This is a genomic window from Bradyrhizobium cajani (assembly GCF_009759665.1).
GTDB lineage: Bacteria > Pseudomonadota > Alphaproteobacteria > Rhizobiales > Xanthobacteraceae > Bradyrhizobium > Bradyrhizobium cajani.
Genome location: NZ_WQNE01000025.1, coordinates 1 through 13,484, shown reverse-complemented (window position 1 = coordinate 13,484; position 13,484 = coordinate 1). Strand labels below are relative to the sequence as shown.

The window sequence follows — 13,484 nt, the reverse complement described above, 5'->3', positions numbered from 1 at the left end:
TTCGCGCGTCCGCCGTATGCGAACGCGCCGGCCGAACGAAGGGCCTATTCGTCCTTCTTCGACATCCGTTCGAGGCGTTCCTGCATTTCCTTCATCTGCTGGCGCAGCTCGTCGATGTTGCTGTCCTTCGGCGCCTCGGCACTCGCATCGGGCTCCGGCTCCGGGCTGGCGGCCGGGCGGGACGATGGGGCAAAGGGCTTGAACATCGAGAAGGTCTGCTGGAACAGCTCCATGTTGCGACGGACCTGCTCCTCGAGCGGCGCAAAAGGAGTGCCGGACAGGGTGTTGGCGATCTGCTTGCGGAACTTCTCCTGCTCCTGGGTCAGCGTCGCGATCGACTGCTCCAGATATTTCGGCACCACCATCTGCATGCTGTCGCCGTAGAAGCGGATGAGCTGGCGCAGGAAGGTGGTCGGCAGCAGGTTCTGGCCGGCCTTGTTCTCCTGCTCGAAGATGATCTGGGCGAGCACGGAGCGGGTGATGTCGTCGCCGGTCTTGGCGTCGTAGACCAGGAAATCTTCGCCGTCCTTGACCATGGCGGCGAGGTCTTCCAGCGTCACATAAGTGCTCGTTCCGGTGTTATAGAGCCGGCGGTTCGCGTATTTCTTGATGGTGGTGGGTTGGTCTGATTTCGCCATGGGCTCTCACTTGCAAACGCTGAGAACGGGAACCTGCCGGGCTATGCCGCAGGGCGGGAAGAATACGCAACGCAACAAAATAAGCATTTTCAAAGGGCTCACGCTACCGTTTTGTGCGCCACGGTTAATTGCACAGCAAAAACGTGCTTGCGAAATCGCCAGGAACGCTATTTTTGAATGCGCTGCGGCATGAATTCGGTCAGCGGCCGATTGACATGCCTCAACGACGTTAACAGGATGCCGAACGAGACTGACGGGCCGTTTCCCCGCCGCCCGCCTGCCCCTTTTCGAAAAACCTCAAGGAGATGCCCATGTCAGACGATGTCGTCATCGTCAGCGCCGCCCGCACCCCGGTCGGAAGCTTCAACGGAGCCTTCGCAACTCTTCCCGCCCATGACCTCGGCGCCGTCGCCATCAAGGCCGCGCTGGAGCGCGGTGGCATCGAGCCCGGTCGGGTCTCGGAAGTCATCATGGGGCAGATCCTGACCGCCGCCCAGGGCCAGAACCCGGCTCGCCAAGCCTCGATCGGCGCCGGTATTCCGGTGGAGAGCCCGGCCTGGGGCGTGAACCAGCTCTGCGGCTCGGGCCTTCGTACCGTTGCGCTCGGCTACCAGGCGCTGCTCAACGGCGATTCCGAGATCGTGGTTGCCGGCGGCCAGGAATCCATGAGCATGGCTCCGCATGCCCAGTATCTGCGCGGTGGCGTGAAGATGGGTGCCGTCGAGTTCGTCGACACCATGATCAAGGACGGCCTGTGGGATGCCTTCAACGGTTACCACATGGGCAACACCGCCGAGAACGTCGCGCGCCAGTGGCAGATCACCCGCGCCCAGCAGGACGAGTTCGCGGTTGCCTCGCAGCAGAAGGCCGAGGCCGCACAGAAGGCCGGCAAGTTCAACGACGAGATCGTCCCCGTCACCATCAAGACCCGCAAGGGCGACGTCGTCGTCAGCGCCGACGAATATCCGCGCCACGGCGCAACGCTCGACGCGATGGCCAAGCTCAAGCCGGCCTTCGAGAAGGACGGCACGGTCACGGCCGGCTCGGCCTCCGGCATCAATGACGGCGCTGCCGCCGTGGTGCTGATGACGGCGAAGCAGGCGGCCAAGGAAGGCAAGAAGCCGATCGCGCGCATCGTGTCCTGGGCTCAGGCCGGCGTCGATCCGAAGATCATGGGCTCTGGCCCGATCCCGGCCTCGCGCGCCGCGCTGAAGAAGGCCGGCTGGAGCGTCGGCGATCTCGACCTGATCGAGGCCAACGAAGCCTTCGCGGCGCAGGCCTGCGCCGTCAACAAGGACCTCGGCTGGGACACCTCCAAGGTCAACGTCAATGGCGGCGCGATCGCGATCGGTCATCCGGTCGGCGCCTCCGGCGCGCGCGTGCTGGTCACGCTGCTGCACGAGATGCAGAAGCGCGATTCGAAGAAGGGCCTTGCCACGCTGTGCATCGGCGGCGGCATGGGTATCGCGATGTGTCTGGCGCGCGACTGACGATAGCTGACGTGTAACTGACGCTTCATTTGTGCGTGCGCTGCACACATGAGTGAGTGCGTTGCACGCGACTAAAAAGGCGGCGGTTGCAAATCAAATATTCTTCGCAATCGCGCATGCCTCGACTAAAGAGAAACGCCCGGCTCACGCCGGGCGTTTTGTTCTTGATGTCCGTCAAACGTCCCGCATAATCCGCAGTTAAAAAACGATCACGTCAGAAACGTCCGAAGAGTCCAAGGGAAGGAATACGATATGGCACGTGTTGCATTGGTGACGGGTGGTACGCGGGGCATCGGAGCGGCGATCAGCAAGGCGCTGAAGGCGGCGGGCTACAAGGTTGCGGCGAGCTATGCCGGCAACGATGCGGCGGCGGAGAAGTTCAAGGCCGAGACCGGCATCGCCGTCTACAAATGGGACGTCAGCAGTTTCGACGCCTGCGCCGAGGGCGTGAAGAAGGTCGAGGCCGAGGTCGGCCCGGTCGATGTGCTCGTCAACAATGCCGGCATCACCAAGGACGGCGCCTTCCACAAGATGAGCCTCGAGCAATGGAACGCCGTGATCGGCACCAATCTCGGCTCGCTCTTCAACATGTCGCGCCAGGTGATCGAGGGCATGCGCGCGCGCAAGTTCGGCCGCATCATCAACATCTCCTCGATCAACGGCCAGAAGGGCCAGTTCGGCCAGGTGAACTATTCCGCGGCGAAAGCCGGCGAGATCGGCTTCACCAAGGCCTTGGCACTGGAAAACGCCAAGGGCGGCGTCACCGTGAACGCGATCTGCCCCGGCTACATCAACACCGAGATGGTGCAGGCTGTGCCGAAGGACGTGCTGGAGAAGGCCATCCTGCCGCTGATCCCGATCGGCCGTCTCGGCGAACCCGAGGAGATCGCGCGCGCGGTCGTGTTCCTCGCCGCCGACGAAGCCGGCGCCATCACCGGCTCGACTCTGACCGTTAACGGCGGCCAGTACATGGTGTGATGCGATCGCATCACGTTCCGTCATATCGGTAACTTCGTCATGCCCGGGCTTGTCCCGGGCATCATGCGCTGTCATTCCGGGTCTGGCGCTGTCGCGCCATCCCGGAATGACGAGGTACCTTTCGATGTCTCCCCGCACCGCGACGCTGATCGGATTGACCGCGATCCTGATGTGGTCGCTGCTCTCCGTGATGACGGTGGCGACCGGAAAGGTCCCGGCGTTCCAGCTCGCCGCGATGACGTTTGCGATCGGCGGCCTCGTCGGTCTGCTCACCTGGATCGGCCGCGGCGAGGCGGCGAAAAGCCTGCGTCAACCGCTGGTCGTGTGGATCGTCGGCGTCGGCGGCCTGTTCGGCTATCACGCGCTCTATTTCCTCGCGCTGCGCTTCGCGCCGCCGGCCGAAGCCGGTCTTCTGAACTACATGTGGCCGCTCCTGATCGTGCTGTTCTCGTCCTTCCTGCCGGGCGAGCGGCTCGCCGTGCATCACATCGTCGGTGCCGTGCTCGGCCTCGTCGGCACCGTGCTGCTGTTCGCCGGCAACACCAGCGGCTTCGCGCCGGGCGCGGTCCCGGGATTGATCGCGGCCTTTATCGCCGCCTTCGTCTGGGCGACCTATTCGGTGCTGTCGCGCCGACTGAAAGCTGTGCCGACCGATGCCGTTGCGGGATTCTGCCTTGCCACCGCAGTCCTCGCCGCGCTGATGCATGGTCTGCTCGAGGTGACCGTATGGCCGGAGACCACGCTGCAATGGCTCTCCGTGATCGCGCTCGGCATCGGTCCCGTCGGTGCTGCCTTCTATGCCTGGGACATCGGCATGAAGCGCGGTGACATCCGCGTGCTCGGCGCTGCGTCCTACGCAACGCCGCTGCTCTCGACCGGCTTCCTCATCGCCGCGGGCTTTGCGCAAGCCAGCGCCAACATCGCCATTGCCGCGATCCTGATCGCCGGCGGCGGTCTGATCGCGGCAAAGGACATGGTGCTGCGGAAGCGATGAGCCGTCATTCCGGGGCGCGCAGAGCGCGAACCCGGAATCCATTTATCCGCGTCAATAGTGGCGAGATAGATTCCGGGTTCGCCGCTTGCGCGTCGCCCCGGAATGACCCTGTGGAGCTAAGGCTCCCACCCCTTCGGCGCCAGCTCGAACTTCGCGAATTCGAACGCAGGCGCCACGGAGCAGCCGACCAGAGTCCATTCGCCCGTGGTCTCCGCCATCTGCCAGGCATTCGCCGGCACGATCGCCTGCGGCCGCTCGCCGTTCACGAGATCCGTGCCGAGCCGCACCTCGTGCTGGGAGCAGCCGTCATGCGCGATGCGCAGCGTCAGCGGACTGCCGGCATAATAGTGCCAGACCTCGACCGCGTCGATGCGATGCCAGTGCGAGCGTTCGCCGCGCGCGAGCAGGAAATAGATCAGGGTCGAGCGCGAGCGCCCGTTGGCGTCCGTGCTCTGGTCGCGAAACGTCTCGCGGTAGTGCCCGCCTTCGGGATGGGGTCTGAGTTCAAGGCGCGCGATGATCTCGGCTGCGGTCGGCATCGATCCCCGTCAGGACTTGTTCTCAGGATTTGTTCTTGCGCTCGCGGAGTTCGCCGAACACCGCGGCGGCGTCCGCGCCCTTCATGTGCAGCTTGGCCGCGACCGCCGGTTCATCGGCGCGCAGGAACACGTTTGCGCGCTTCTCGTCGCCAAGCAGCGTGGGAATGGTCGGCTTGTTCTCGGCCCGCAGCTTCGTCACCTCCGCCGCGCGGGCCTGGAGCGCCGCATTGTCCGGCTCGATGGTGAGCGCGAACTTGACGTTGGAGGCGGTGTATTCGTGGCCGCAATAGAGCTTGAAGTCGTCGGGCAGGGCGCGCAGCTTCAAAAGCGAGTCCCACATCATCGGATAGGTGCCCTCGAATACGCGGCCGCAACCGATCGAGAACAGCGTGTCGGCGGCGAACACCGTCTTCTCGGTGTCGAACACGTAGGAGATGTGATCGAGCGTGTGGCCGGGCGTCTCCACGACGCGCGCCAGCAGGTTGCCGATCTTCACCACGTCAGCATTGGTGACGCGCAAATCGACGTTCGCAATCTTCGTGGTCTTGTCATGCGGCCCGACGACGCGGCAATTGAATTTCTGCTTGAGTTCGGCGACCCCGCCGACATGATCGCCGTGATGATGCGTGATCAGGATATCGGTGAGCTGCCAGCCCTCGCGCTCCAGCGCCTTCAGGATGGGGCCGGCCTCCGGTGCGTCGATCGACGCCGTCGCTTTGGTTTCCAGATCGTGGATCAGATAACCGAAATTGTCGTTTAAACAGGTGAAAGTACGAATTTCGGCGGCCATGACATCTCCATCGCGCTCAGCCCCGCCAGACAAATATGGCGTTAACGTTGCGCAGGCAATGCAATATTCCGCGCGCGGCGGCCGCCTTGTGCATGTTACATTGCCGTCATGAGCATCGACGTCGTCGACCTCCGCGAGTTCTACTCCCGCCGCCTCGGGATCGTGGCGCGGCAAATGATCAATCGCGGCATCAGGGAGCGCTGGCCGGGCGCCGAGGGCCAGCGCGTGCTCGGCATCGGCTATCCCACGCCCTATCTCGGGTTGTTCCGCGAGGACGCCGAGCGCTGCATCGCCTTCATGCCGGCGGCGCAGGGAGTCCTGAAATGGCCGACGGGTCGGCCGTCGCTGGCCTCGCTGGTGGATGAGTTCTCGCTGCCGCTGCCTGACGCCGCGGCCGACCGCATCCTCCTGGTGCACGCGCTGGAGATGTCGGACGATCCGGCCGCGTTGCTCCGCGAGGTGTGGCGCGTGCTGTCGCCGTCCGGTCGCGTGATCGCGGTGATCCCGAACCGGCGCGGGGTGTGGACCCGCAGCGACAACACGCCGTTCGGCCATGGCCGGCCCTATTCGCGCTCGCAGATCACCGATCTGTTACGCCAGACCTGGTTCACGCCGACCGCCTGGGGCGAGGCGCTGTTCATGCCGCCCTATGCCGGCGGCTGGGTGTTGAAATCGGCGCATATGTGGGAGCGCGCCGGCGCCGCGCTGTCGCTGCCCTTTGCCGGTGTGCACATCGTCGAGGCCACCAAGCAGGTCTATCGCGCGATCCCGGCCAAGCGCGAGCGGGCGCGGCTGATTCCGGCGCTGACCAAGCCCGTGCTGGTGCCGTCCTCGACGACGGTGACGCGGGGCTGAAAACAAATCGTCCCGGCGGGGCCGGGACGATGCAGTTCACGAATCTGAAAAAGCTTACTCGCCGGGAGCCACTTCGTCGCTCGATGCGGCCGGTGCAGCCTCGCGCTCGGCGCGCGGGCCATGGGGCCGGCGCCGCCGTCGCGGATAGCGTTCGCCGCCGGCACCGCCCTCGAAGCCGCCCTGGCCGCCATTCACCTGAGGCTGCGCGCCGGTGATGAAGGAGGGCAGGCGATCGACGCTGCCGGCATCGGCGATGACAGGCTGCGGCTGGTTCTGCGGTTGCGGCTGATATTGCGGCTGCGGCTGATACTGCGGCTGCGGACGATGGTCGCGTTCGCGATGCTCGCGCGGCTGCTGGTTGTCGCGCTGCTGGTGATCGCGCTGATGATGATCGCGCTGGCTGTCGCGCATATAGGGCTGCTGCTGCGGCGGCTGCGGGACGAAGCCGGGCTCCTGGCCGAAGGCCGAGAAATTCTCGCCGTCGTCCTCGCCGTCGTCGCTGCTGGCGACGGGCTCGTCGCCGCGCGGCTGCTGCTGGTTCTGGCGGAACTGCTCCTGCGCCGCCGCGATCAGGCGGAAATAGTGCTCGGCGTGCTGGTAGTAGTTCTCGGCCGCAACGGGGTCGCCGGAGGAGCGCGCGTCGCGCGCAAGCTGAAGATACTTTTCGGCGATGTGCGAGGCGGTGCCGCGGATCTTGATGTCGGGTCCGTTGGACTCATAGACCCGGGTCATCGGGTTCTGGCCGCGCCGGTTGTTGTTGTTATTGTTGTTGCGGTTGCGCATCCGCTGCTTGTTCTGACCGTTTCTCATGTCCTGCCTTTAATTCCAGCCCTAAAGGTTGCACGCATTACTGATTGCTAGGAGTGACCTGATGACAGCGGTTCACATTCCTCATGCGCACCGCGCGCAAGAGCGGATTGAACCCTGCCGATGTTCGTCGACCGTCGCGTTCAACAAAGACGCGTTCCCCACCCGCCAGCATTGATTGCCAGCGAACCCATTCATATCGCCTGCCGAAACAAGCCCAGCTTTCTTGCGTAAGTGTTCAAGCGCAATATCAGGCTTTCGTTCACGTTGCGGTCGGAGAGCAGCGCAGCTCCACTGGCCATCGCGCTCAACAGGACCTGCGGCTTGGAACCTTTAATCAGTAAAGCTCTCGCCCGAGAGCCCGGCTTTCACCCGTAGGTCTACGGGGCCGGTACCGATGTGTTGACCGGAACGTAGTCGTTCCCACGGGATATTCCAAGAGCTTTTTACGGGCCAATCCGGCTTTTATGGGGGCATTTTTCGGGCCGAGACGGCCCGTGAAATACCCGCCAGGTCGGCCTTGGGTGGCCTGTCCAGCGATAACGCGGCAGCCGCCATCAAGGTTTCAATATTTCGGGCCTGGCCCTGTCCGGCCTCGACCACCAGCGCTCCGCCGGGGGCAAGACGATCAGTCGCCTGCGGGATCAGGGCGCGATAGGCGTCGTATCCATCATTGCCGCCGTCGAGCGCCAGATGCGGGTCGTGCTCGCGCACCTCGATGCTCAATTTCGGAATCTCGGCCGAGGGAATATAGGGCGGATTCGAGACGATGAGGTCGAACGGGCCCGAGAGCGCGGCCGCATAGGAGCAGGCGACGAAGGCGGCGCGGTCGGCGAGGCCGAGAGCTGCGGCATTGTCCCTGGCGGTGACGAGCGCGCTCAGGCTGAGATCCGTGCCGATCCCGAAGGCATCAGGGATTTCATGCAGCAGCGCGAGCAGGATCGCGCCGGAGCCGGTACCGATGTCGGCGATGCGCGGTGGATGAGCTGCGTTCCGCTCGCGGAAGATTTCGAGCGCAAGCTCGACCACGGTCTCGGTATCGGGACGCGGGACCAGGGTTGCTTCGGACAGGCGGAACGGCAGGCCCCAGAATTCGCGTGTACCGAGGATGCGCGCCACCGGCTCGCCGGCGATGCGACGTTCTGCGTGCTGCACCAGTCGCGACGCTTCGGCCGCGGTGAGGGGGCGGGCGGCCTGCGCGATCAGGCCAGTGAGGTCGAGGCCGAGCACGGCGCCGAGCAGGACGCGCGCGTCCTGCTCCGCCTCGTCGAGCTGCGCCGCTTTCAGTCGCGCAGCCAGCGCGCGCCGCGCGCTCTCGATGGATTGTCCGGTGAAGGGGCTGCCCATGCGGCGCGTCACGCCGCAGCGCCCTGCGCGGCGAGCTGCGCGGCCTGGTGCTCGGTGGTCAGCGCGTCGACCAACTCGCCGAGCGCTTCGCCGGCGATCACCTGCGGCAGCTTGTAGAGTGTCAGATTGATGCGGTGGTCGGTGACGCGTCCCTGCGGGAAATTGTAGGTGCGGATGCGCTCGGAGCGGTCGCCGGAGCCGACCTTCTCCTTGCGCTCGGCCGAGCGCGCGGCGTCGACGCGTTGCCGCTCGGCGTCGTAGATGCGCGAGCGCAGGATGTTCATGGCCGAGGCCCGGTTCTTGTGCTGCGAGCGGCTGTCCTGCATCATCACCACGATGCCGGTCGGGATGTGGGTGATGCGGATCGCCGATTCCGTCTTGTTGACGTGCTGGCCGCCGGCGCCCTGCGCGCGCATGGTCTCGATGCGCAGATCGTCGTTCTTGATGTCGACATCGACGTCCTCGACCTCCGGCAGCACGGCGACCGTCGCCGCGGACGTGTGGATGCGTCCCTGCGTCTCGGTGTCGGGCACGCGCTGCACGCGGTGCACGCCGGATTCGAATTTCAGCTTGGAGAACGCGCCGCGGCCCTGCACCTCGGCGATGATTTCCTTGTAGCCGCCGACGGTGCCTTCGCTCGCCGAGATCACTTCGACCTTCCAGCCCTGAAGGCTGGCGAAGCGCTCGTACATCCGGAACAGGTCGCCGGCAAACAGCGAGGCCTCGTCGCCGCCGGTGCCGGCACGGATTTCCAGCACCACGTTGCGGTCGTCCATGGCGTCCTTGGGCAAGAGCGCGACGCGGATCTGCTGGACCAGGTCCTCGATCCTCAGGTTGAGATCGTCGCGCTCGGCTTCCGCCATGCTGCGCATCTCGGCATCGGTCGCGGGATCGGCGATCAGCGCCTCGGTATCGGCGAGCTCCTTGACCGCGGAGCGATAGGTCTTCACCGCCTCGATCAGCGGCGTGATCTCGGCGAGCTCGCGCGTGATCTGCACGTAACGTTCGGAGGCGAGCTGTCCCAGCGATTCGGCCTCGAGCGAGGCGTGATGCGCGAGCAGGACGTCCAGTTTGGCTTCGGGGAGTGACGACATCGGTTCGGTCTCAAATGGCGGAAAGAGGCGAGGCGGCGGGAAGCGGCGACAGGCCCGCTACAATGCCAGGCCTTCGGCCTCGGCAAATTCCGTCAGCTTCTGCCGGATCGCGACGCTGCCCGCGGGCGCGTCCAGCAACGGGCCGAGCATCGCCTCGGCTTTCTTGGCGTCGAGATCGAGCACCATCGCCTTGACCGGACCGAGCGCGGTCGCCGACAGCGACAGCGAGCGGTAGCCCAGCGCGATCAGCGCCAGGGCGCCGATCGGCTTGGAGGCCATTTCGCCGCAGAGCGAGAGCGACTTTTGCGCCGCTGTGGCCTTGCGTGCAATGTCGCGCAGCGCACGCAGGATCGGCGCCGACATGGTGTCGAAGCGCTCGGAGACCTTTGCATTGCCGCGGTCGACCGCGAACAGGAACTGGAACAGATCGTTGGAGCCGACCGAGATGAAGTCGACCTTCTTCAGGAGCTCGTCGAGCTGATAGAGCAGCGCCGGCACCTCGACCATGGTGCCGATGTCGATCCGTTCCGGCAGCGTGTGGCCGTGCTGGCGCAGATAAGTCAGCTCGCGCTCGACCAGCGCCTTTGCGGAATCGAACTCGGCGACCTCGGAGATCATCGGGAACATGATGCGCAGCGCGCGGCCGCCGCCGGCGCGCAGCAGCGCGCGGATCTGGCCGCGCAACAGGCCGGGGCGGTCCAGCCCGAGCCGGATCGCGCGCCAGCCGAGCGCGGGATTCTCCTCGATCACGGCCTCCATATAGGGCAGCGCCTTGTCGCCGCCGATGTCGAGGGTGCGGAAGGTGACGGGCTTGGTGCCTGCGGCGTCCAGCACGGTGCGATAGAGCGCGAGCTGGTCGCTGGTGCGCGGCAGGCTCTGGCCGACCATGAACTGCAGCTCGGTGCGGAACAGGCCGATGCCGGCGCTGCCGGTGTCCTCGATATGCGGCAGATCGATGGCGAGGCCTGCGTTGATCATCAGCTCGACCTTCTGGCCGTCCCTGGTGACGCAGGGGCGGTCGCGCAGCGCCAGATACTGCGCCTGCCGGCGGGCGCGGAAGCGCACGCGCTCGGCGAAGGCGGCCTCGATTTCCTGCGACGGACGCACATAGATCGAGCCCGACGTGCCGTCGACGATGATGGCGTCGCCGGGATCGGCAATGCCGGGCGCGTTCGGGACTTCGCCGACCGCAGGGATTCCGAGCGCGCGCGCCACGATCGAGACGTGGGAGTTGGCGGTGCCTTCCTCCAGCACGATGCCGCGCAGGCGCTTGCGGTCGTAGTCGAGCAGCGCCGCCGGGCCCATCGCGCGCGCGATGACGATGGCGTTGTCGGGCAGCTGCTCGCGCGACGGTGCGTGGTCCTGGCCGACGAGCTGCCTCATCAGGCGGTAGCCGAGATCCTCCAGGTCGTGCAATCGGTCGCGCAAATAGGGATCGGTCGAGCGCAGCATGCGCGCGCGGGTGTCGGACTGCACGCGCTCGACGGCGGCTTCCGCCGTGAGGCCGGTGGCGACCGCCTCGTGCAGCTTGTGCGACCAGCCCTGGTCGTTGGCGAACATGCGGTAGGCTTCCAGCACCTCGCGGTGCTCGCCGCCCTCGGCGACGTCGCCGCGCTCCAGCATGCGGTCGAGATCGGCGCGCAGCTTGGCGAGCGCGGTGTCGAGCCGCTTGATCTCCTTCGACAGGTCCTCGGCGATGTAGTCCTTGATGACCACGCGCGGCTCGTGCAGCACGACATGGCCGAGCGCGATGCCTTCCGACAGGATGGCGCCGACCTTCTGCGCGGAATGGCGCGCGGCCGGCTCCTGGCCGGGCTGGGCGAGCGCGGACAGTTCGCCGGAGGCGATCAGCTCGGCCAGCACCATCGCGGTGGTCTGGAGAGCCTCGAGCTCCTCCTCGACATAGTTGCGCTTGGCGCGGTTCTGCACCACCAGCACACCGAGGGTGTTGCCGGCCCGCAGGATCGGCACGCCGAGGAAGGAGTGGTAGATCTCTTCGCCGGTCTCGGGGCGGAACGAGAAGGCCGGGTGGCTCTGCGCGTCGCTCAAGTTGAGCGGCGTCGCCTCGCTGGCGACGAGGCCGACCAGGCCCTCATGGGCGCTGAGCACGGTATGGTGCACAGCCTCGCGGTTGAGACCTTCGGTGGCGTAGAGCTCGAGCGTGTTGTCGATGCGCAGCACATAGACCGAGCACACTTCGGCCACCATGTTGGCGGCGATCAGCACCACGATCTTGTCCAGCCGCTCCTGGGCCGAGACCTGCTCCGCCATGGTTTCGCGGAGCCGTCTCAACAAGACGCGGGGACCTCCCGACGCGCTCCGCATTTACCGTCAATCTCCTCCGTCTGCCGGGCCCGAAGGGGCCATCGGCGGCTCGCCCGAAATCCAGAAAAACAACAAATTTGCTCGTCCGGCGCCGGCCCAAGCCCAAATCTTCTTCAGATTTAGCACTTGTTCCGAATCAGCACCGCCTCAACTGGGGCACAGTTTATGGCAGCCCACCCTCTTCGCCGTATAGCGAATTGGGGCTTGTTTTGCCAAGCAAAACGCCTGCCAAACGCGAATGTGTGTACACCTTCGCGTTTGCTGCGGCCGCTAAGAGAAAATTCGTCTAAGCCTGATCGAGGCCGTAGAGCGTGTGCAGGGTGCGCACCGCGAGCTCGGTATAGGCGGTGTCGATCAGGACCGAGAATTTGATCTCGGAGGTTGTAATGGCCCGGATGTTGATATTCCGTCCGGCGAGGGCCGAGAACGCCTGGGCGGCGACGCCGGCATGGCTGCGCATGCCGCTGCCGATCACCGAGATCTTGGCGACGTCGGTGGCGGTATCGAGCCGGGCGTAGCCGATCTTGGCCTTGGCAGCGGTGATCGTGTCCTTGGCGCGGGTGTAGTCGGCGGCCGGCACGGTGAAGGTGAGGTCAGTGGTCTTGCCGTCTTCAGAAACGTTCTGGACGATCATGTCGACGTTGATGTTGGCCTCCGCCAGCGGGCCGAAGATCGATGCCGCAACGCCCGGCTTGTCCTGGATCTGGCGCACCGAAATCTGGGCCTCGTCCTTCGAGAAGGCGATACCGGTGACAACGTGGCTTTCCATGATCTCCTCCTCGCTGCAGATCAGCGTGCCGGGCGGCTGGTTGGCATGCGGGTCGATGTCCTCCGGCTTGTCGAAGCTCGAGCGGACGAAGATCGGCATGTTGTGGACCATGCCGAGTTCCACCGAGCGGACCTGGAGCACCTTTGCGCCCTGCGAGGCCAGTTCCAGCATGTCCTCGAACGCGATCTTGTCGAGCCTTTTGGCCTTCGGCACGATTCGCGGGTCGGTGGTGTAGACGCCATCGACGTCGGTGTAGATGTCGCAGCGGTCCGCCTTGACGGCGGCGGCGACTGCCACGGCCGAGGTGTCGGAGCCGCCGCGGCCGAGCGTCGTGATGCGACCCGTCTCGGGGTTGATGCCCTGGAAGCCGGCGATGACCGCGACCTCCTTGCGCTCCTGGAAGCGCTTGATGATCTCGCTGCCGTCGATGTTCTCGATCCGGGCCGAGGCATGGGCATCGCTGGTCTTGATCGGGATCTGCCAGCCCTGCCAGGAGCGAGCCTGAATGCCCATGCCCTGGAGCACGATGGCGAGCAGGCCCGAGGTCACCTGTTCGCCCGAGGCGACGACGGCGTCGTATTCGCGCGCGTCGTGCATCGGCGAGGCATCGGTGCACCAGGCCACCAGCTCGTTGGTCTTGCCGGACATCGCCGAGACGACCACGGCCACTTCATGGCCGGCGTCGACCTCACGCTTCACATGGCGTGCGACGTTGCGGATACGTTCGATGTTGGCGACGGACGTGCCGCCGAATTTCATCACGAGGCGGCTCATGACGACGCGTGCATTCCCTCATAAGGATCAGTATGGTGACCACACCGGACGAGTGCCTTGCGGATACCGACCGCGCGTATACAG

General features: G+C 65.4%; 12 protein-coding genes. 4 read left to right on the top strand and 8 right to left on the bottom strand.

Annotated features, from left to right (window positions below; translation table 11 throughout):
* Window positions 1–44: 44 nt before the first annotated feature.
* Window positions 45–638 carry a polyhydroxyalkanoate synthesis repressor PhaR gene (gene phaR, locus GPL20_RS25915; RefSeq protein ID WP_157332951.1) on the bottom strand — a complete coding sequence of 198 codons (594 nt, stop codon included), beginning with the start codon at window positions 636–638 and terminating at the stop codon, window positions 45–47.
* A gap of 311 nt (window positions 639–949) precedes the next feature.
* Between phaR and GPL20_RS25910 the strand changes: the two genes are divergently transcribed.
* The 3 genes from GPL20_RS25910 to yddG all read left to right on the top strand — a co-directional run bounded on the left by GPL20_RS25910 (window position 950) and on the right by yddG (window position 4,100).
* Complete coding sequence (locus GPL20_RS25910; protein WP_157332949.1) at window positions 950–2,128, top strand: acetyl-CoA C-acetyltransferase; 1,179 nt, start codon at window positions 950–952, stop codon at window positions 2,126–2,128.
* A 252-nt stretch (window positions 2,129–2,380) separates the two neighbouring features.
* A complete protein-coding gene (gene phbB, locus GPL20_RS25905) occupies window positions 2,381–3,106 on the top strand; it encodes an acetoacetyl-CoA reductase (RefSeq protein ID WP_157332947.1) in 726 nt (241 codons plus the stop codon).
* A gap of 124 nt (window positions 3,107–3,230) precedes the next feature.
* Window positions 3,231–4,100 carry an aromatic amino acid exporter YddG gene (gene yddG, locus GPL20_RS25900; protein ID WP_157332945.1) on the top strand — a complete coding sequence of 290 codons (870 nt, stop codon included), beginning with the start codon at window positions 3,231–3,233 and terminating at the stop codon, window positions 4,098–4,100.
* 116 nt (window positions 4,101–4,216) lie between these two features.
* Here yddG and GPL20_RS25895 read toward each other — a convergent pair whose 3' ends face one another.
* Window positions 4,217–4,639 (bottom strand): cupin domain-containing protein, encoded by a 423-nt coding sequence (locus GPL20_RS25895; protein WP_157332943.1) that lies wholly within the window; start codon window positions 4,637–4,639, stop codon window positions 4,217–4,219.
* Window positions 4,640–4,661: 22 nt separating this feature from the next.
* Window positions 4,662–5,429, bottom strand: a complete 768-nt coding sequence (gene gloB / locus GPL20_RS25890; protein ID WP_157332940.1) for a hydroxyacylglutathione hydrolase — start codon at window positions 5,427–5,429, stop codon at window positions 4,662–4,664.
* 108 nt (window positions 5,430–5,537) lie between these two features.
* On the opposite strand from gloB, the gene GPL20_RS25885 reads away from it, so the two are divergent.
* Complete coding sequence (locus tag GPL20_RS25885; RefSeq protein ID WP_157332938.1) at window positions 5,538–6,284, top strand: methyltransferase domain-containing protein; 747 nt, start codon at window positions 5,538–5,540, stop codon at window positions 6,282–6,284.
* Between the two features lie 54 nt (window positions 6,285–6,338).
* On the opposite strand, the gene GPL20_RS25880 is transcribed toward GPL20_RS25885, so the two are convergent.
* From GPL20_RS25880 to GPL20_RS25860, 5 genes are all read right to left on the bottom strand, one after another.
* The gene (locus GPL20_RS25880) at window positions 6,339–7,094 is read right to left on the bottom strand and encodes a DUF4167 domain-containing protein (protein ID WP_157332936.1); all 756 of its coding nucleotides are present in this window, start codon (window positions 7,092–7,094) and stop codon (window positions 6,339–6,341) included.
* A gap of 462 nt (window positions 7,095–7,556) precedes the next feature.
* A complete protein-coding gene (gene prmC, locus GPL20_RS25875) occupies window positions 7,557–8,438 on the bottom strand; it encodes a peptide chain release factor N(5)-glutamine methyltransferase (RefSeq protein ID WP_157333107.1) in 882 nt (293 codons plus the stop codon).
* 8 nt (window positions 8,439–8,446) lie between these two features.
* The gene (gene prfA / locus GPL20_RS25870) at window positions 8,447–9,532 is read right to left on the bottom strand and encodes a peptide chain release factor 1 (RefSeq protein WP_157332934.1); all 1,086 of its coding nucleotides are present in this window, start codon (window positions 9,530–9,532) and stop codon (window positions 8,447–8,449) included.
* 57 nt (window positions 9,533–9,589) lie between these two features.
* Window positions 9,590–11,857, bottom strand: coding sequence for a phosphoenolpyruvate--protein phosphotransferase (gene ptsP, locus GPL20_RS25865; protein WP_157332932.1), 2,268 nt, complete (start codon window positions 11,855–11,857; stop codon window positions 9,590–9,592).
* A 286-nt stretch (window positions 11,858–12,143) separates the two neighbouring features.
* Window positions 12,144–13,400, bottom strand: coding sequence for an aspartate kinase (locus GPL20_RS25860; RefSeq protein ID WP_157332930.1), 1,257 nt, complete (start codon window positions 13,398–13,400; stop codon window positions 12,144–12,146).
* Between the last annotated feature and the right edge of the window lie 84 nt (window positions 13,401–13,484).

What these genes read in the sequence shown, in the direction of transcription:
- GPL20_RS25895 (WP_157332943.1), bottom strand. Translation starts at nt 4,639, where the DNA reads ATGCCGACCGCAGCCGAGATCATCGCGCGCCTTGAACTCAGACCCCAT.
- ptsP (WP_157332932.1), bottom strand. Translation starts at nt 11,857, where the DNA reads ATGCGGAGCGCGTCGGGAGGTCCCCGCGTCTTGTTGAGACGGCTCCGC.
- prfA (WP_157332934.1), bottom strand. Translation starts at nt 9,532, where the DNA reads ATGTCGTCACTCCCCGAAGCCAAACTGGACGTCCTGCTCGCGCATCAC.
- GPL20_RS25860 (WP_157332930.1), bottom strand. Translation starts at nt 13,400, where the DNA reads ATGAGCCGCCTCGTGATGAAATTCGGCGGCACGTCCGTCGCCAACATC.
- GPL20_RS25885 (WP_157332938.1), top strand. Translation starts at nt 5,538, where the DNA reads ATGAGCATCGACGTCGTCGACCTCCGCGAGTTCTACTCCCGCCGCCTC.
- gloB (WP_157332940.1), bottom strand. Translation starts at nt 5,429, where the DNA reads ATGGCCGCCGAAATTCGTACTTTCACCTGTTTAAACGACAATTTCGGT.
- yddG (WP_157332945.1), top strand. Translation starts at nt 3,231, where the DNA reads ATGTCTCCCCGCACCGCGACGCTGATCGGATTGACCGCGATCCTGATG.
- GPL20_RS25910 (WP_157332949.1), top strand. Translation starts at nt 950, where the DNA reads ATGTCAGACGATGTCGTCATCGTCAGCGCCGCCCGCACCCCGGTCGGA.
- prmC (WP_157333107.1), bottom strand. Translation starts at nt 8,438, where the DNA reads ATGGGCAGCCCCTTCACCGGACAATCCATCGAGAGCGCGCGGCGCGCG.
- phbB (WP_157332947.1), top strand. Translation starts at nt 2,381, where the DNA reads ATGGCACGTGTTGCATTGGTGACGGGTGGTACGCGGGGCATCGGAGCG.
- GPL20_RS25880 (WP_157332936.1), bottom strand. Translation starts at nt 7,094, where the DNA reads ATGAGAAACGGTCAGAACAAGCAGCGGATGCGCAACCGCAACAACAAT.
- phaR (WP_157332951.1), bottom strand. Translation starts at nt 638, where the DNA reads ATGGCGAAATCAGACCAACCCACCACCATCAAGAAATACGCGAACCGC.